This window comes from Amycolatopsis jejuensis (assembly GCF_000717335.1).
Taxonomy (GTDB): domain Bacteria; phylum Actinomycetota; class Actinomycetes; order Mycobacteriales; family Pseudonocardiaceae; genus Amycolatopsis; species Amycolatopsis jejuensis.
On the sequence record NZ_JNYZ01000013.1, the window covers coordinates 40858 to 60082 of the forward strand.

Sequence of the window (19225 nt, forward strand, 5' to 3'; positions counted from 1 at the left end):
TGCCGCGAGGTCACGCTGGGCATTACCGCAGGGTTTGCGCTGACCAGCAGGTTTCCGTGAACCTGCAATTCTCGTGCCTCGTCTGGCTCCTCACCCAGTATCACCGGCCCGTGTCCCCACGCGAGAGAACGCTGACCGCGGAGCCAGAGCCAGCCGACCATGGCCAGCAGCGCGGCCACACCTCAACCCACCCGAGGCGGTACCCCACGGTCAAACCCCAAGGGAACCTTCAGGCCAGCTGATTCCGTGAAGGTGGCCTTCACGGAATTGAAGCAGTTCAGTGCGGGCGGACCTGGATTTCCGTGAAGTGGGCGTCCGGGGTGGCGGTGACGGCGGTGACCACTGCGGTCGCCACGGAGTCCGGGCGCAGGTAGCGCGCCGAGTCGTACGTGCCGCCTTCCTGGGACACCACGTCGCGCTGCATTTCGGTGTCGGTGCGGCCCGGGAAGACGGACGTCACGCGCAGGTCCGGTTCCTCGAGCCGCAGGGAGTCGGCGAACGCGCGGGCGGCGAATTTGCTTGCCGCGTAAGGACCCCAGCCCGCGCGGGCGCGGTAACCGCCGCCGGAGTTGATCACCACGACGTGTCCGTGCGCGGCTCGCAGGGCGGGCAGCAGCAGCCGGGTCAGCTCGGCCACGGCGAGCACGTTCACCTCGAAGTTCACCCGCCATGCAGACGACGGCGCGGCGGCGACCGTGCCGAGCTGTGCGGTACCGGCGGAGTGCACGAGCACGTCCAGCTCGTCGATGCCCCGCACCGCTTCGGCGAGCGCGGCAGGATCGGTGAGGTCGACCGGCCATGGCTCGGCACCGGGCAGCTCGGCAGCGACCTTCGCGAGGGCGACCTCGTCGCGTCCGCCGAGCAGCAGCCGGTGTGTCGGGGACAGCTGATGCGCGACGGCCGCGCCGATGCCCCGGGAGGCACCGGTGATCAGGGCGAGCGGAAGGTCGGTCATACCGGCCACGGTAGGCGTCAGCAGGTCGACGCCGTCCACGGGTCCCGGGGGAACCGGATCTCCGTCCGGTGCACCGAGCCGGTGAAATTGTCGATAAATCGATCCAAAGTCAGCGGGGCCCTGGTCGAAGCGAGGATCTCCGGCACGTCGTGGCACTGCAGCGCGCGGCGGGCGGCGTCGATCTCGGCGGGTTTGAACATCCGGACCTGGCCGTCGGTCGCCAGGTCGCCGCGGCCGGCTTCGGCGATTTCCCAGGCCGCGACCAGCCACTTCGAGTGCCCGGGCCGTCCGTCGGGGATCGACGACGAGTGCGCGGCGAGGTCGCTTGCGAGGCCGTAGCCGTCGTGGATGCGGACGTCGAGCGACACCATGTTGCTGATCGCACCCATGCTGTCGGCGGCCATGGTCACGTACGGGCGGTCCGTCGGAAACCGGAACCACTGCTTGACCTCGCCGTAGCTGTACGCGAGCACGGCGGGCGCCCGCGTGTCGTCCACCGCCTCGGCGGCCCGGCGGACGACGTCATGGCTGAGGTAATCCGTCGCCAGCACCGGATGTTCGTTCCCGGTCGCCCACGACCAATACGCGCGCTCGTCGGTGACGCTCACCGCAAGATGCTTGTCCGCGTACGGCACCCGCAGCCAGCCACCGGCGATCACCGCCCACACCGCGACCCCGGCGACGAGCGCGACCGTCCGCCGCGTGAGGGGGACCGCCATCACCGGCAGCAGCACCACGAACAGCGCCGGCAACAGCATCCGGCCGTGCATGAAATCCCCGCCGACCCGCGTCACGTACCCGGCGAGCAGCAGCCCGGCCACCAGCGGCGCGAGCACGAGGAGCCGGGACAGGTGCGTCAGCGCGGCCACGATCACCAGCAGCAGCAACGGAATCCACAGCAGGTACGGGCTGAAGAGGTCGAGCAGGTACTCGAATCCGCGCGGCCAATCCGTGTCGGCGGCTTCCTTGGCGAGCGCGGTATTCGGCACGAGCAAGCCGTAAAAACCCATGCGGAACACCTGGTACCCGACCGGCAACGCGATCCCGGCGCCCAGCCAGCCCAGCCCGGCGCGCACCCGCGGCCGCCACAGCAGCACGAGCGCACCGAACCCGACGATGCTGAACAACGCCAGGTCGGGCCGCACCAACGGACCAAGGCCAAGCACCACCGCGGTCGCGACCGGCGCTTTCTCGCGCACCAGCAACCACCAGCACAGGCCCAGCCACAGCATCGCCAGTCCGCTCTCCAGCCCGGACGTCGCGAAGTCCCGGAACGGCGGCAGCGCGCACACGATCAGCGCACCCGCGGGCACGACCGGGGAGTCGTGCAGCCGGCGCGCGCCGTCGAGGCCGAAGAACAGCCCGCCGACCGCGCACAGCAGGCCGGTGATCACCGCAACCCACTCCAGCGGCGGCCCGGGAATCGTGCCGAGCCCGGCGAGCAGCCACGTCCACAGCGGGCTGGTGCTCGCCTCGACCCGCTCGCCGACGTTGAACACCGGCCCGTTCCCGGCCAGGATCTGCCGGACGGTGCGCAGCACGAGCAGCCCATCGTCGCTCATCCACCGGCGCTGCCACGCGAGGATCGCGTACAGCACGAGAACGGCCGCGCCTGCGGTCCACGTCCAGGTGAGCGGGCGGCGGTACCACGGGAGCGGCTCGACGACGGGTGCACCGACGGTCACTGCCGCGGTCATGACTGCTCCGGCCCTCCCCGAGACGTGATGTGCGGGCACCAGTCTCGCATCCGTTCTTCGAGGTCCGTGAAGGGAACCATGAGGGAATCTGATTCCGTGATGGTTCCCTTCACGGACTTCAGGCCGTCGGGGAAGGGGGCGCGGGTGACGGTGGCGGAGGTGGCGGGGGTGGCGGAGCGAGGCCGATGTCCAGGTCCATCCGTTCCCGGTCCTTGCCGCCGAGCGTGAACGGCGAGGTGCAGCCGGTGGCCGGGTCGACGGCCGACTCGAGACCGGGGACCCCGGCGGCGCGCTGGGTGACGGTGAGCCCGTCGGGCAGTGCGGACACGTCGAAGCAGACCTGGTACGTGCCGTCCTTGCGCTGGTCGAACTGGTAGCTGCCGTCGGAGCCGGTGCGGGTGGTGGCGACCGTGCCGCCCGCGCCGTCCTTGAGCGTCACGGGCAGATCCGCGTACCCGGGTTCGTCGTCGTCCTGCAGGCCGTTGCGGTTCAGGTCCTTCCACGCACGGTCGCCGATCTTGCCGACGGCAGGCTGCGGCGTGACGGTGACCGTCGCGGTCGCCTTCTGCTCGCCGAGCGGCCCGCCCGGCGCGGTGACCCCGCTGACCTTCACGGTGCTGACGTGCCCGGTGTCGTCCTCGGTGAGGTTCGGATGGTCGCAGGTGAGCTCGCGGGTGGCACCGGCGGCGAGGTCGAACGCTCCCGGCAGGCCGATGCACCACGGATCTTTCAGCAGCACCCAGGTGAGCGGTTGCGACCCGGTGTTGGCGACCGTGATCCGGAAGTGCGCCGGGTTCCCGGCCGGGATGGTGGCCGAGGGACCCCATTTCCCGTCCGCGGGGTTCTGCACCTCCATTTTCACCGTGTACGCGGCAAGATCGACGCGCACGCAGTCCCACAGCACCCAGTTGTGGTTGGTACTGGCGAAAAACGACACCGCGGTGGTCTCGTCCGGCGCGGTGACCGCCGGGACGACCTGCTGGGCGAGCCTGCCGTCGGACACGATGTCGTGCGTGACCGCGACCGGCTTCTCCAGCACCGTGCGGCCGCTGCGGTCGGCAAACCGCAGGCCGGTGGTCGTCGCCGCGCGAGACCCGAGCCCGGACGCCGCCGTCCCGGCCCACACCGACAGCGTGTACTGCCCGCCTGCCACGGCTTTCAGCTGCTGGCTCGCCGAGCTGACCCGTCCGTCGGGCGTCTGGATCTGTGCGTTGACGCGGCCGTCGACGGCGTTCGCGGTGACCGTGGCGAGCTTCGGCACGCGGTCCGGCGGGGTGCTGCGCGGCACCGGCGCGGCCGGGCTGAAGAGGTAGCCCTGCGGTGGCCCGCCGGGCGAACCGGCGTCCTCGACACTCGGGTTGGGGGCGATGCCCCCGCAATCCGGGGCACCCACCGCGGGTGCCGATCCGGGTAGACCGACGGCGAGCGCTCCGACCAGCACCGCAATGCCAGCCGTCGCGCCCGCCGCCCGTCCGATCGCGACTTTCCTTGCCCGCCTCACCCGGAGAAGCTAGACCCGGTAGGGGTTCAGCGCCGCGAGAAACACCCCAAAGAGTTACTGCCCCTCACGAACCGATGCGGCCGACGAAACCGAAGCGGCCCTTCTTCCACACCGACACGATGGCAGGCCGCGGCTGCGAGGTGCCGCCGTCCGGCCAGTGCGACGACGGGTTCGCCGAGCTCTGCGCGTTCTCGCCGGGGTGCTGCACGGCGACGAGGACGAGGTGATCGGTGACCACCGGACCGCACGTCTCGGCACCGACCGGCACCGAAAGGAACTGCTTGACGTGCCCGCGTTCCGGACCGCTCACCGGTACCGAGAACAGGCCGTCGTTCGCGCCGAGGGTGTTGCCGTCGGTGGAGATCCACAGGTTGCCGTGCGGGTCGAACGCCACGTTGTCCGGGCACGAGATCGGGCTGACCTGGTCCTTCGGGAAGCCGCCGAAGTAGGTGTCGGCCGTGGCCGGGTCACCGCAGACGAGCAGCAGCCGCCAGGAGAACCGGGTCGCCGCCGCGTCGCCGCGGTCCTCGTCCCACTCCAGGATGTGGCCGTTCTTGTTGCGGGTCCGCGGGTTCGCCTCGTCCGGAGCCGCCTTGCCGGTGGCGCCGCGGTCGGTATTGTTGGTGAGCGCGGCGTAGATCCGGCCGTTGACCGGGTTGGGCTCGATGTCCTCCGGACGGTCCATTTTGGTCGCCCCGGCGTGGTCGGCGGCCTGGCGGGTGAAGACGTAGACCTCCTCCGCGGTGAAACCGTCCACAAAGGACTTGTCGCCGCTGGCGAGGGGGATCCACTCGCCGGCGCCGTCGAACTCGCCGTCGGCGGGCAGCTTGCCGGAACCGTCGATCTCACCCGGGCTGTCGCCGGTGAACTTGGCGACGTACAGCGTCCCGTCGTCCAGCAGCGCGGAGTTGTGCCGCCGGGCGAACGCGGAATGCCCCTTCTTGTACTTGCCCTTCGACACGAACTTGTAGATGTACTCGAAGCGCTCGTCGTCGCCGGAGTACACCGCGACCCGTCCGTCGGCGGTGATCTTGACGTTCGCCGCCTCGTGCTTGAACCGGCCGAGCGCGGTGTGCTTCACCGGCGTCGAGTCCGGGTCGTTCGGATCGATCTCGACGACCCAGCCGAACCGGTTGGACTCGTTGGGCTCGCGCGGCACGTCCCAGCGCTGGTCGAAGCGCTCCCACTTGCGGGTGCTCTCGCCGGTGCCGATCGTGTACCGCTTGAGCCGCGCGGCCTGCGCCGGGTCGGTCACCTTGTCCGCGTTGGCGAAGTACTGGTTGAAGTTCTCCTCGCCGGACAGCACCGTGCCCCACGGCGTGACGCCGCCGGAGCAGTTGTTCTGCGTGCCGCGCACGCGCTTGCCGGACGGGTCGGCGGACGTCTTGAGGTACTTCGACCCCGCCGCCGGACCGCGTACCTCGAAGATCGTGTCGAGCGTGATCCGCCGGTTCAGCGGGCTCGGGACGGTGCGCAGTGCGCCGCCGATCGGGTCACGCAGGGTCTGCACCACCGACAGCCCGTGCGCCGCCTGCGCGATCTTGACCTGCTCCGCGGTGGGGTTGGCCGGGTCGTACTGGTCGGCCGGGAAGAGGTGCACCTCGGTGGTGTACTCGTGGTTGACCACCAGCAGGTTGCGCAGCCCGAGCGGGTCCTGCGGGATCAGGCCGACGAAGTCGTTGTTGTAGCCGAACTGCTTGGCCTGCGCGGCCGCGGTCTGGTTGCGGAAGTCGAACTTCGGCGCACCGGGGACCACCGCGTCGCCCCAGCGGATCACGACGTGCTGGTCGTAGCCCTCGGGGATGCTGACGCGGTCGAGCGTGTTGGGCGGGACCGGCTTGAAGTCGGTACCCGGGACCGGACGGCCCTTGGCAAGCGGGGCCGGAACAGCGGTGTTCTCAGCAGCGGCAGCTGTACCGGACAGCGCGGCGAAGCCACCGGCCGCGGCGGCCATCACCGCACCCGCCTTGAAGACCCCGCGCCGCGAGACGCCCTTGGCGACGTCGCCGAAGTACTCGTTGCCACTCGGGTTGGGTGCCTCGTGCGCGCATGCGTTGCCGCACCGGTACTCGCAAGTGATGGGGGAACGGCCGCCGGGATGGGCGGTGAACAGGGGCAGCAGTCGCCCGGGTTCCAGGGACACGAGGCCTCCAGGTCACTTCAGTAGGGGAACGAAGCGACCGTATGCGGCCAAAACCCACCTAACCGATCCAAAAGGTGAACAGCGGGTGTATTCGGCGCAAGAGGGACCGGACGCGCGACCGCGCCCGAACGGACAGTCCGGACGCGGTCGCCGAGCGTGGTTCAGAACTCCTCGTCGCCGACGAGCGCGGCTTCCTTCGGGACCACGTGCGGGTCGGCCTTCTTCTCCCGCTGCGCCAGCAGGATGGCGGCGATCAGGCACAGGACCGCGGCAGCAAGGAACGGGGCCTGCGCCCAGCCGAACCACTCGGCGACGTGGCCGACGAGCGTTGCCGCGATCGCGCCGCCGAACCAGCGGCAGAAGTTGTACCCGGCGCTCGCGACCGGGCGGGGCGCGTCACTGATCGACATCGCGGTGCCGGTGAAGAGCGTGTTCAGCAGGCCGGAAACCAGACCGGACACGATGATCCCGACGACCACCACCGGCTTGCTCGGGATCGCCATCACCAGCATCAGCACGGTGTAACCGACCACCGCGAGCGCGGCGGCGTGCCGTTCGCCGAAGCGGGCGGCCATCTTCGGGGCGAGCACCACGCCGGCGATCGCCACGCACAGCCCCCAGCCGCAGAAGATCAACCCGACGGCAATCGCGTTCCAGCCCAGCACGAACGGGGACCAGGCGAGTACCGCGAAGAACGCGGCGGTGTAGAGCGCGGAGGCGAGCGATGTCCGGAGCAGGCCGGGGTGCTTCAGCGCACGCAGCGGGTCGAGCAGCTTGACGCGTTCGCGGTTTTGCCGGGAATCGCTGGTCAGGAAGATCGAGCAGAGCAGAAGCGCGGCGACCATCAGCACCGCCGTACCGAGGAACGGGCCGCGCCACGAGATCGTGCCAAGGAGCGCGCCGAGCAGCGGCCCGACCGCGAGCCCGACCCCGAGCGCGGCCTCGTAAAGCAGAATCGCACCGGACTGCCCACCGGCCGCCGCGCCGACGATCACCGACAGCGCAGTGGCGATGAAGAACGCATTGCCGAGCCCCCACACCGCACGCAGCCCGACGAGCTGCTCGATCGACCCAGCCGCCGCACACAGCGCAGTCGCGGCGACGATCAACGTCAGCCCGACGAGCACGGTGCGCTTGGCGCCGAAACGCGCGGACATCGCACCGGTGAAGAGCATCGCGATCACCTGCACGCCGAGGTACGAGGTGAAGAGCAAGGTCACCTGCGACGGCGAAGCGTCCAGGCCCTTGGCGATCGACAGCAGGATCGGGTCGACCAGCCCGATCCCCATGAACGCGATGACCGCGGCAAACGCGGTGATCCACACCTGTTTCGGCTGGCCCTTGACCGCGTCCAGCAAGTTCCCATGGTCGCTCACCCGGCCAGGCTAACAAAAATACTTAGCATAGCGAAGTAATTCGTCTCACAGACTGGTCCAGGCCACGACGCCTAGGCTGGGCAGGTGGATGCGGTGATCTTCGACCTCGACGGCGTACTGGTGGATTCCGAGCGGACGTGGGACGAGGTGCGCCGCTCCGTGGTCGCGGCACACGGCGGCACCTGGCGACCGGAGGCGACGCGCGCGCAGCAGGGCATGAGCACGCCGGAATGGGCGCGGTACCTGGTGGAGACGCTCGGCGCACAGCTCACGCCGGACGAGATCGCGCGCATCGTGATCGACGAGATGGCCGCCCGCTACGCCGATCGGCCGCCGGTGATCGACGGCGCGGACGAGGTCGTGCGCGCAGTGGCGCGGCGCTGGCCGGTCGCGATCGCGAGCTCGTCGCCGCCGGTTTTGATCCACTCGTTCCTGACCGCGTGCGACCTGACGTCGCTGGTCCCGGTCGCGGTGTCGAGCGAGGAAGTGGCCGCGGGCAAACCGGCACCGGACGTGTACCTGCGCGCGGCAATGCTGCTGGGGGTAACGGCCGAACACTGCGCGGCGGTGGAGGACTCGACGAACGGCCTGCGGGCCGCACTGGCCGCGAACATGACCGTGTACGCGGTCCCGAACCCGCATTTCCCGCCGGATCCCGCGGTGCTGCGGGAGGTCAAGGTGCTTTCGTCGCTTGCCGAGCTTCCGGGCACCCTGGGCAAAGTCGCGTGACGCATCGGCTCACCGCACGCGATCGAAACGGCTTCGCCGGACGCGCTGACTCGAAGATCCGTACGCAGCGGAGTTCGTGCACGCGGCGGACCCGCCGCCGCCGATCCGCACTGACCGCGGTCCGTGAAGGGAACCATCACGGAATCTGATTCCGTGATGGTTCCCTTCACGGACTGGAAACTCAGCGCTCCAGTTCGCCGCGGATGAACTTGTCCACCGCGTCGCGGGCGGTCGAGTCGTCGTACTGTTCCGGCGGTGACTTCATGAAGTAGGACGACGCCGAGAGGATCGGGCCGCCGACGCCGCGGTCGAGCGCGATCTTCGCGGCCCGTACGGCGTCGATGATGATGCCTGCCGAGTTGGGCGAGTCCCACACCTCGAGTTTGTACTCCAGGTTCAGCGGCACGTCGCCGAATGCGCGGCCCTCCAGCCGGACGTAGGCCCACTTGCGGTCGTCGAGCCACTGCACGTAGTCCGACGGTCCGATGTGGACATTGCCCTTGCCGAGCTCGCGGTCGACCTGCGACGTGACCGACTGGGTCTTCGAGATCTTCTTCGACTCGAGCCGCTCCAGCTCCTTCATGTTCAGGAAGTCCATGTTCCCGCCCACGTTGAGCTGCATCGTGCGGTCGAGCTGCACGCCGCGGTCCTCGAAGAGCTTCGCCAGCACGCGGTGCGTGATAGTGGCGCCGACCTGCGACTTGATGTCGTCCCCGACGATCGGCACGCCTGCCTCGGTGAACTTCGCCGCCCACTCCGGGTCCGACGCGATGAACACCGGCAGCGCGTTGACGAACGCGACCTTCGCGTCGATCGCGGCCTGTGCGTAGAACTTGTCCGCGACCTCCGAACCGACCGGCAGGTACGACACCAGTACGTCGACCTTCGCCTCCCGCAGCGCGGCGACCACGTCGACCGGTGCCTCGTCGGACTCTTCGATGGTCTCGCGGTAGAACCGGCCGAGGCCGTCGTGGGTGTGCCCGCGTTGCACGGTGACCCCGAGCGGTGGCACGTCGGCGATCTTGATCGTGTTGTTCTCGCTCGCGAAAATGGCCTCCGAGAGGTCCCGGCCGACCTTCTTCGCGTCGACGTCGAACGCGGCGACGAACTCGACGTCCCGCACGTGGTAATCGCCGAACCGGACGTGCATCAGACCCGGGACGCGCGTGGCCGGATCCGCGTCGCGGTAGTACTGGACACCCTGGACCAGCGACGAGGCGCAGTTGCCGACGCCCACGATGGCCACCCGAACGCGGCGGTTCTCGCCCATGCCGGTTTCTCCTTCAATCCGTTCTCGTGCATCTGCAGGTCTGCCGCGCCGTTGCGGCACCGCTCAGCCCGGCCCCGGCTCCTCCGGTCCGCGCTGCTCGGCTTGTTCGTGCGCGATCAGCTCGTTGAGCCAGCGCACCTCCCGCTCACTCGACTCCAGTCCGAGCCGGTGCAGCTCGCGGGTGTAGCGGTCGATCCTCTCCTCGGCCCTGGCCAGCGCCTCGCGCAAACCTTCGCGCCGTTCCTCCACGCGCCGCCGCCGACCTTCCAGGATTCGCATCCTGACGTCGGCCGGTGTCCGCGAGAAGAACGCCAGGTGGACTCCGAACCCCTCGTCGTCCCACGTCTGCGGGCCCGCGTCGCCGAGCAGCTCGGCGAAGCGCTCCTTGCCCTCGGCGGTGAGCTTGTAGACGCGACGGCCGCGCCGGGACCAGGCCCGGTCGTCCGCCTCGTCCAGCTCCTCGACGAGGTAACCGGCCCGCAGCAGCCGACGCAGCGTCGGGTACAGCGAGCCGTACGAGAACGTCCGGAACATCCCGAGCGTCTCGTGCAAACGCTTGCGCAGCACGTACCCGTGCATGGGCGTCTCGTGCAGCAATCCGAGGATCGCGAATTCGAGCACACCGCACCCCATCCCGGGAATACACCACGACCGGCACCGTTAACCACACGGAACCGGCACGGCCAACCTACTCGCCGATTATATCGCGCCGATACATCGAAGTGGCGTAAGTAACCTCCGACCTGCAGCGCCACGGCAAGAAGTCACCAGAGTGTTATCGAAACCCCGGCGTGTCCGAACGGTCGCCGTGGGTGCGGGAAAGCAGGGGGCACTGCGCACACAGCAAGAGCCCGTACTCTGTCCTTCGTGCGAAACCAGCGGCAGGTCGTGGACTACGCGTTGCAGCGTCGTGCGCTGCTGGCCGGCGTCCGCTCCGGCCGGGTCGGGGACAACGAGGTCTGCGACGCGAGCCCGTACCTGCTCCGGGCGGCGAAGTTCCACGGCAGACCCGAGGACCGGGCCTGTCCGATGTGCCGCCGGGCGCCGCTGCACCTGGTGTCCTGGGTGTACGGCGACGAGCTCAAGCACGTCTCGGGATCGGCCCGCACCCCCGCCGAGCTCACCCGGATGTCCGGGATTTTCGGCGAGTTCACCGTCTACGACGTAGAGGTGTGCCGGACCTGTCACTGGAACCACCTGGTCTGTTCCTACGTGCTCGGCACGGGTGAGCCGCAGCCCACCCGCCCGCGAAGGACCGCAGGCCAGTGACGAGTACCACAACCGCTGCACAAAGCAGGGCGGCATGCCCCGGTCCATCCCGGACGCCGGGGCCGGCAGTGCAGCCCTCGGAGGCCCATCCGTGAACGACGATCGCAACCGCTCCTGGCCCAGCCAGGAGCCAGATGCACCTCGCCGTGCCCGCAGGCCCCAGGAGGACCCCGGTCCCGCCTGGCCTTCCGACGACGCTCCCCGGCGCCCCGCGCCGCCACGGCGTCCTCCCGCGGGTGGTCCGCGTCAGCCGGGAGCCGCCGCGCCCGCGTGGCCCGCTGGGGACGAGGGCGGACCGCAATGGCCTTCGGGGGACGAACCACGTCGTCAGCCGCGTCCGCCGCAGGGCCCACCGGGTCCGCCGCCGCGCGGGCCGCAGAACCGCGGTGCCACACGCACCTCGCAGATCCTGGACGGCCAGGGCATGCCGCCCCGCCGCCAGCCGCCGCCCGGCGCTCCCGGGCCGAACGGCAGTCCGCCGCAGGGGTTCCGGCAGCCGAACGGCAGTCCGCCCCAGGGCCGCCCGGTCCCGCCGCCTCCGCCGCCGGAGCGCGAGCCGGAGCTGATCACGCACGCCGCGCACAACGGCTACGACCCCTATGACGACCGGTACGACGATCGCTACGACGACGAGGAAACCCGTCTGGCGCAGTACTCCGGCGACAAGGACTTCGAAGACGGCGAGGACGACGGCAAGAAGGCCCCGCTCACCCCGCGGCAGCGCCGGAAACGCCGGTGGAAGATCGTCCGGCGGGTGCTGTACGCGATGTTCGGCCTCTTCATCGTGGTGCCCGCGATCGCGTTCGTGATCACCTACTTCGCGGTCGACGTGCCCTCGCCGCAAGACGTGAAGGCGTTGCAGAACCAGCCGATCACCTTCTACTACGGCAACAAAGAGGTGATGGGCCGGTCGGTGCCGCAGGGCGGCGACCGCGAGCTGCTGCAGCCCAACCAGGTACCCGAGGTCGTCAAGCACGCCGTGTACGCGGCCGAGGACGCCACTTTCGAGACCAACTCCGGCTTCAACGTGATGGCGATCCTGCGGTCGGTCTACAACCAGGCGACCGGTGGTACCGGCGGTGGTTCGACCATTTCGCAGCAGTACATCAAGCAGGCCACCGCAAATGACGCGCCGACGCTGAGCCGCAAGTGGACCGAGCTGGCGAAGTCGTTCAAGCTCAACAACGAGACGTCCAAGTCCGACATCATCACCGGTTACCTGAACATCGTCTTCTTCGGCCGCGGATCGAACGGCGTCGCCGCAGCGGCGAAGGCGTACTTCGGCAAGGACGTCGCGCAGCTCAACGCGTCGGAAGCGGCGTTGCTCGCCGGCATGATCCAGGGCCCGAGCCGCGACCGCGACACCGCGTACGTCGAGAAGCGCTGGAACTACGTGATGGACCAGATGGTGGCCAACCACTGGCTTTCGCCCGCCGACCGCGCCGCGGCGAAGCTCCCCACGATGATTCCGCGCAACGCGCAGAAGGCCAAGGACGCCGGCACCCTCGACTACTTCGTGCAGCAGCGCATCCTCGACGAGCTCAAGGACAAGGGTTACGACGAGGAGAAGCTGTACTCCACCGGCGCGAAGATCTACACGACGATCGACCCGGCCGCGCAGCAGGCCGCGGCGAAAGCCGTGCAGGACAACATGGAAGGCCAGGACGATCCCAACCTGCTGGGAGCGCTGGTCGCGGTCGATCCGAGAACCGGCGGCGTGCTCGCGTACTACGGCGGGCCGAACACGGTGAAGGACGGCAACGGCAAGGACCAGCTCGGGCACGACTGGGCGAACACGCCGCAGAACCCGGGCTCGTCGATGAAGGCCTACGACCTCACCGCCTGGCTCAAGATGGGCAAGGGACTCGGCGAGACGTTCGACGGCAGCAACAACCGCCAGCTCGGCGGGCGCGTGGTCCGCAACGCGGGACAAGGTTCGAGCTGTGGTACCGAATGTACCGTCGCGGAGGCGACGAAACGCTCGGTGAACACGGTCTTCTACGACATGGTGCTGAACTACACGAAGCCGTCGCGGGTCGCGGACGCCGCCAAAGAGGCAGGCGTGCAGACCGCGCCGAACGGCAAGGCCAAGCTCGGCACGAGCGACGCCAACATCTCGCTCGGCGGTGGTGCCACCGTCACCACCCCGGAGGACATGGCCGCCGGCTACGCCAGCTTCGCCTCCGGCGGGGTGCGCCGGGACCAGCACTTCGTCGCCAAGCTCACCAACTCACAAGACGAGGTCATCTTCGACGAAACCGCCAACCAGGGGAAACCGGCATTCGACGCGGATGCCGGGAAGAGCAAGCAGATCGCGGGGAATGTCACCACCGCGCTCGAACCGGTGATCAGTTTCTCCAAGCTGAAGTGCCCGGCGAACCACGAGTGTGCGGGCAAGACCGGTACCCAGCAGTACGACCCGCGCGACAACGACCCGGCCTCCTACCGCGACCGCAACGCCCAGACCTGGATGGTGGGCTACACGCCGTCGGTGTCGGTGGCGGCGTGGATCGGCGGCGACGGCAACAAACCGCTGCACGACAAGAACGGCAAGCCGATCTTCGGGTCCACCATCGCCGGTCCGACCTGGCAGGCCTTCATGGCGGACTACCTGAAGGACAAGCCCGCGGAGAAGTTCGACAAGGTCCAGCCGATCGGCAAGGACGCGGATGCGGTCACCCCGACCAGCCGCGTCAGCACGCCGCCGCCCGAGACCCCCACCTCGACCACGGCCGAGCCACCGCCGAGCACGCCGTCGACCAGCTCGAGCTCGAAGGCCCCGACGTCGTCGACCAGCCCCACCACGCCGACCAAGCCGAGCGGAATCTTCGGCGGGGAACCGGGCGGTGGGACAGGTCCGGGTGGCGGTCCCGTGGTGAACGGCGAACCACCGAGACGGACGGGCTGACCTGGTTCCTTCCGGTTGCTTCGGCGACCGGGCGAAAGGGCTCTTCTTCCCGGATTCGGGGAGGGGAGCCCTTTCGGCGTCTCCGCCAGGTCCGGGATGCGGTAGGTTCGCCGAGGTTACTTGTCCCCCGATAGGGGGATTGGCCGGGGGAGTGAACCTCGACCGGGCCTGGCGCGTCTGGTCAGCAGAGGGGGTCTGCAGCCGCAGCACGCCCGCGTCCGAGAAGAGGATCCGCACGTGAACGACGACCGCACCCGCTCCTGGCCCGACCGGGATCCCGACCCGCGGCGTCAACCACCTCCCGGACGCCCCGCGGGGCCGCCGCCGTGGGCCCGCGGGCCGCAGCGGCCTGCCGTGCCACCTGCCGGTTCGCCCCCGCCGGGGCGCCGCCCGCCGCCCGGCCGCCGCCCGGTTCCGCCGCCTCAGCCGGAACCGGAGCTGATGACGCACCGGCTCGCGGAGGACGACTTCCAGGCCGGTTTCCACGACGAGGTCCCACTCGGTGCGGACGACGGGTTCGCCGGCGGGGAGGATCTGGACAAGAAGGGCCGTACCCCGGCACAGCGGAAGAAACGGAGATGGAAGATCATCCGGCGGTGCGCGTACGCGTTCGTCGGCATCTTCTTCGTCATCCCGGCGATCGCGTTCGTGATCACCTATTTCGCCGTCGACGTGCCTTCGCCGCAGAGCATTGCGCAGGGCCAGAACCAGGCCGTCACGTATCTGTACGCCGACGGCAGCCCGATGGGCCGGGAGGTCCCGCCCGGCGGCAACCGGCAGATCCTCACCCCGCAGCAGATCCCCGACGTCGTGAAGCACGCGGTGATCGCCACCGAGGACTCCACCTTCGAAACCAACTCCGGCTTCGACATCACCGGCCTCCTGCGAGCCGGGTTCAACCAGCTCACCGGCGGTACCGGCGGCGGGTCGACGATCTCGCAGCAGTACATCAAGAAGGCCACCGACAACGACGCGCCAACGCTCACCCGCAAGTGGACCGAGCTGGCCAAGTCCTTCAAGATGAACCAGACGTACGAGAAGCAGGACATCATCACCGCGTACCTCAACATCATCTACTTCGGGCGCGGGGCGTACGGCGTCGGCGCGGCGTCGCAGGCGTTCTTCCACAAGGAAGTCGGGCAGCTGAACTACTCGGAGGCGGCGCTGCTCGCCGGGCTCATCCAGCAGCCGGGCCGCTCGGAGAACGACAAGGTGGCGCACAGCCGCTGGAACACCGCACTCGACCGGATGCTCGAGAACCACTACATCACGCCGCAGCAACGGCAGTCGGCGCAGTTCCCCGCGCTGATCTCGCTGTCGGAGTCCAAGGACGACGCGAGCGCGCCGTACCGGTTCATCAGCGAACAGGTGAAGGCCGAGCTGGCGCAGCACGGGATTCCCGAGGACAAGTACTACGCGGGCGGTTACACGGTCCAGACCACCATCGACAAGAACGCGCAGGAAATCGCCACCAAGACGGCCACCGACGCACTCAAGGACCAGCCGGACAACCGGCTGCTGGACGCACTGGTCGCGATCGATCCGAAGAACGGCGCCGTGCTCGCGTACTACGGCGGCCCTGGCACCATCGACGTCAACGGGCAGAAGCAGGCCGCGCGCGACTGGGCGAACACGCCGCAGAACCCCGGTTCGTCGATGAAGCCGTTCGACCTCACCGCGTTCCTCAAGATGGGCAAGGGAATCAACGAAACGTTCGACGGCAGCAACAACCGCACGTTCGACGGCCGGGTCGTGCGCAACGCCGGTCCCGGCTCGAGCTGTACCGGGCAGTGCACGGTCGCGGAGGCGATGAAGCGCTCGGTGAACACGGTGTTCTACGACATGGTCCTGAACCAGGTCCATCCGGGACCGGTCGGGCAGGCCGCGCAGGAAGCGGGCGTGAAGGTCAAGGACACCGGCGGTCAGTCGGAGATCTCCACGTCGGACGCGAACATCGCACTCGGCGGCGGGAACACCCGGATCACCCCGGCGGACATGGCAACGGCATACGCCACGTTCGCCGCGAACGGCGTACAGCGCGACCGGCATTTCGTGGTGAAGGTGACCAACTCGCAGAAGGAAGTCGCCTACGAAGCGCAGCCCAGCGCGGGTAAGTCGGTGTTCGCGAGCGGCAAGCCGGAGCTGAGCAAGCAGATCGCGGGCAACGTCACCACGTCACTGCAGCCGGTGGTCGAGTTTTCGCACCTGCAATGCCCGAGCGGGCACCAATGCGCAGGCAAGACCGGAACGCAGCAGCACACGAAGCGCGCCGGCGAACCGTCGTGGGCCTCGAACGCGAACGCGCAGACCTGGATGGTCGGCTACACGCCGTCGGTGTCGGTGGCAGCGTGGGTCGGCGCGGACGGTGACCAGGCACTGCACGGCCCCGGCACGTCCCCGATCTACGGTTCCACGATCGCGGGTCCGATGTGGCAGAAGTTCCTGCAGGAGTACCTGAAGGGCAAACCGGGCGAGAAGTTCGACCAGGTACCGCTGATCGGCGCCGCAGCCCCACCGTCGCAACCCCCCGCCGACGACCGCGACACCCCGATCACCCCCACCCACGAACCCGACCCCGGCGACGGCGGCCCGATCGACCCAGGCGGCCCCGGCAACGGCGGCCCCCGCTGGCCGACGAGTGGCCCATCATGGCCGGGCCACACCACCAAGCCGCCCAAACACACGACGAGTGACGGCCCATCGACTGGGGAGACACCACCGCAGCAGTAAGGGTTTTCGGCCGTCGGGTGGCCCTGGCGCGGGTGCTCGGCCGGGTCGATGCCAGTGATGTGCACGGCATGGCCCGTTCCGGTGCGGCCTGCTGTTTGAGGACCGGCCCGACGTTCGAGCCCGGTCCGACCTGACGTGACCAATCCGGGGCACGGCCTCCCCAGGCTCGGGAGGCCTGAGCGAGCGCGGATCCGGCGAAGAGTCCACACCGGCGGGCCAGTGCGTCCGCTGCCGGGCCGTGGCCATGCGCAACTCCAGACCCGGAGCGAACGCACACTGTCGATCAGGCGAACCGCGCAACTCTGGGCTGCCCCAGTCGCCCGGCCTCAAAGCCGCACGACGCCGGACTCCGGTCGCCGAAGTAAAGGCCGTGGCCGCAACGCTGGGGGGAGGTCGCCGCGGCCACGGCCGTCCAGGGGGCGGCTCAGTCGTCCGGGGACGGGGACACGGAGATCACGCGACCCTCCGTGCCCGAGCGGTGGGCGGCCTCGATCACCCGCAGCGCCGCCACCGCGCTCGCCGGGTCCACCGGGAACTCTGCCTCGCCGCGGAGGGCGTCGCGGACCTGGGCGTAGAACGTTTCGGACCGGCCGGTTTCGGTCGGCACCGGCTCGGTCCGGTCGTCCACGCCGAGGTGTCCGGTGTCCGACTCCGGTTCCACTCCCCAGCCGTCGGCGCCGGGGCGCAGGCCTGCCTTGATCTGCGGTTCCTGCACGTCCAGGCCGTACTTCGTGAACGTCGACGCGGTGCCGAGCAGCCGGAAGCGCGGGTTGCGCGTACCGGCCAGCGCCGACGACCACAGGTGCGACCGCACGCCGTTCGCGTGGTGCAGGGCCACAAACACGTCGTCGTCGACCTGTACGCCGGGGCGGCGGCGGTCGACCTCCGCGTAGACCTGGGTGACCGGGCCGAACAGCTGCAGTGCCTGGTCGACGATGTGTGCGCCGAGGTCGTACAGCAGCCCACCGGCCTCTGAGGGGTCGCCGAATTCGCGCCAGTTGTCCTTCACCTTCGGTACCCAGCGGTCGTAGCGGGATTCGAAGCGGAACACGTCGCCGAGCCGTCCCGAGTCGAGGACCTTGCGCACGGTCAGGAAATCCGAGTCCCACCGCCGGTTCTGGAACACCGTGAGCCCGACGCCCTTGTCTCGCGCGGCGGTGACCACCTGCTCCGCCTCGGCCGCGGTCGGCGCGAAGGGCTTGTCCACCACCACCGGCAGGCCCTCTTCGATCGCCCGCAGTGCAAGCGGCACGTGGGTTCGGTTCGGGGTGGTCACCACGACGAGGTCAAGTTCACTCGCCCGGGCGAAAAATGCATCCGCGTCCGGGACGACGTCAGCGTCCGGATGTTCTGCGCGTGCCTGCGCGACCCGCTCGGGATTCGCGGTCACCAGCAGGGCCGGGACCAGGCCCGGTGTCGCGGCGACCAGTGGCGCGTGGAAGATCCGGCCGCCGATCCCGTACCCCAGGATGCCGACCCGCGCGTCATCAGCCATGCCGCCATTAAACAACAGTGTTGCGTAACCAGCCAGCGGTTCGGGATGATCTCCCGATGGCGGATACCGGCGTCAACCTGCGCGGGCTGCGACGCCACAACCGGGCGCTGCTGCTCGGGCACATCCTGCGGGCAGGCGGGCTGAGCCGGGTCGAGCTCGCGGAGCGGTCCGGGCTCACCCAGCAGGCGGTGTCGAAAATCGTCTCCGACCTGCTGCCGGAGGGGTTGCTGGACGTCGAGCGGCAGGCCGCGGCCGGGGTCGGCAAACCCCGCACGCTGCTCCGCCTGCGAGCGGAAGCCCGGTGCGCCCTCGGTGCCCAGCTCGACCGCGACAGCTTCCTCGTGCTGCGTACCGGGCTCACCGGCGAGGTCGAGGAGATCGTGGAAGGCCCGCTGCCGATCGGGTTCAGCCCGTCGACCGCCGTCACCGCGGTGACCGACGGGGTACGCACACTGCTCACCGACGTCGATCCGGCGCGGGTGCTCGGCCTCGGCGTCGGCGCGGTGGGTCCCCTCGACCGGCACGCGGGCCGGGTCCGCGACGCCACGAACATGCCCGGCTGGCACGACGTCCCACTGCGCGACCTGCTCGCCCGCCGTACCGGATTGCCCGTCACGCTGGACAAGAACACCAACTCCGCCGCCTTCGCCCACGCGTGGCCGGAGGAGAACCCGGCCGCCACCGCGGTGGTGCTCGTGGGTACCGGCATCGGCGTCGGGCTGCTCATCGACGGGCGGGTCTACCGCGGTCCGCGCACCAACGCCGGTGAGTTCGGCCACACCACGATCGCCTACGCCGGACCGCGTTGCGCGTGCGGACGGCGCGGCTGCGTCGAGGTGATGCACCGCGCCGCCGGGACCCCGCACGACGCGGCCCGGCTGCTCGGCATCGGGCTCGCCGACCTGGTGCAGGTGCTCGACCTCGAGCGGATCGTCCTGTTCGGACGGACCGTACGCGCCACTCCCGAGGTGTACCGCGAAACGGTGGCCGAGCAACTGCGCGACCTGCTGCCGGTGCCGTACTGGCAGCGGATCGACGTCGAGGTGAGCGACCTCGACGAGGAAGCCGTCGCCCTCGGTGCCGCTTTCGAGGTACTTGCCGGGTTTTACGAGGATCCGAAATGACCGGCAGCCCACCGGCGGACCGATAGCA

At 69.4% G+C, this 19225-nt stretch carries 13 protein-coding genes; 5 read left to right on the forward strand and 8 right to left on the reverse strand.

Features of this window, described 5'->3' with window-relative positions; all coding sequences use genetic code 11:
• Positions 1-277: 277 nt before the first annotated feature.
• From OO71_RS20195 to OO71_RS20215, 5 genes are all read right to left on the reverse strand, one after another.
• Positions 278-955 carry an SDR family oxidoreductase gene (locus OO71_RS20195; protein ID WP_033291500.1) on the reverse strand — a complete coding sequence of 226 codons (678 nt, stop codon included), beginning with the start codon at positions 953-955 and terminating at the stop codon, positions 278-280.
• Between the two features lie 17 nt (positions 956-972).
• Complete coding sequence (locus tag OO71_RS20200) at positions 973-2652, reverse strand: arabinofuranosyltransferase AftB family protein (RefSeq protein WP_051791731.1); 1680 nt, start codon at positions 2650-2652, stop codon at positions 973-975.
• Between the two features lie 118 nt (positions 2653-2770).
• The gene (locus OO71_RS20205; protein WP_051791732.1) at positions 2771-4153 is read right to left on the reverse strand and encodes a DUF7850 domain-containing protein; all 1383 of its coding nucleotides are present in this window, start codon (positions 4151-4153) and stop codon (positions 2771-2773) included.
• Positions 4154-4217: 64 nt separating this feature from the next.
• On the reverse strand, positions 4218-6296 hold the full coding sequence (locus tag OO71_RS20210; protein ID WP_033291395.1) for a PhoX family protein: 2079 nt from the start codon (positions 6294-6296) through the stop codon (positions 4218-4220).
• Between the two features lie 161 nt (positions 6297-6457).
• Positions 6458-7672 (reverse strand): MFS transporter, encoded by a 1215-nt coding sequence (locus tag OO71_RS20215; RefSeq protein WP_033291396.1) that lies wholly within the window; start codon positions 7670-7672, stop codon positions 6458-6460.
• Between the two features lie 84 nt (positions 7673-7756).
• On the opposite strand from OO71_RS20215, the gene OO71_RS20220 reads away from it, so the two are divergent.
• Positions 7757-8401, forward strand: coding sequence for an HAD family hydrolase (locus OO71_RS20220; protein WP_033291397.1), 645 nt, complete (start codon positions 7757-7759; stop codon positions 8399-8401).
• Between the two features lie 181 nt (positions 8402-8582).
• On the opposite strand, the gene OO71_RS20225 is transcribed toward OO71_RS20220, so the two are convergent.
• Positions 8583-9671: an inositol-3-phosphate synthase gene (locus OO71_RS20225; protein ID WP_033291398.1), complete on the reverse strand. Its 1089-nt coding sequence runs from the start codon at positions 9669-9671 to the stop codon at positions 8583-8585.
• A gap of 63 nt (positions 9672-9734) precedes the next feature.
• Entirely contained in the window at positions 9735-10292 is a 558-nt protein-coding gene (locus OO71_RS20230) for a PadR family transcriptional regulator (RefSeq protein WP_033291503.1), read from the reverse strand.
• A gap of 246 nt (positions 10293-10538) precedes the next feature.
• On the opposite strand from OO71_RS20230, the gene OO71_RS20235 reads away from it, so the two are divergent.
• The 3 genes from OO71_RS20235 (at position 10539) to OO71_RS20245 (ending at position 16578) form a co-directional block, all read left to right on the forward strand.
• Positions 10539-10940: a DUF5318 domain-containing protein gene (locus OO71_RS20235; protein WP_033291399.1), complete on the forward strand. Its 402-nt coding sequence runs from the start codon at positions 10539-10541 to the stop codon at positions 10938-10940.
• A 424-nt stretch (positions 10941-11364) separates the two neighbouring features.
• Entirely contained in the window at positions 11365-13848 is a 2484-nt protein-coding gene (locus OO71_RS20240) for a transglycosylase domain-containing protein (protein WP_156096434.1), read from the forward strand.
• Between the two features lie 441 nt (positions 13849-14289).
• Entirely contained in the window at positions 14290-16578 is a 2289-nt protein-coding gene (locus tag OO71_RS20245) for a transglycosylase domain-containing protein (protein ID WP_033291400.1), read from the forward strand.
• A 424-nt stretch (positions 16579-17002) separates the two neighbouring features.
• Here OO71_RS20245 and OO71_RS20250 read toward each other — a convergent pair whose 3' ends face one another.
• Positions 17003-18073: a Gfo/Idh/MocA family oxidoreductase gene (locus OO71_RS20250; RefSeq protein WP_033291401.1), complete on the reverse strand. Its 1071-nt coding sequence runs from the start codon at positions 18071-18073 to the stop codon at positions 17003-17005.
• 56 nt (positions 18074-18129) lie between these two features.
• Here OO71_RS20250 and OO71_RS20255 point away from each other — a divergent pair, with 56 nt between their 5' ends.
• The gene (locus tag OO71_RS20255) at positions 18130-19197 is read left to right on the forward strand and encodes an ROK family transcriptional regulator (protein ID WP_033291402.1); all 1068 of its coding nucleotides are present in this window, start codon (positions 18130-18132) and stop codon (positions 19195-19197) included.
• The last annotated feature ends 28 nt before the right edge of the window (positions 19198-19225 follow it).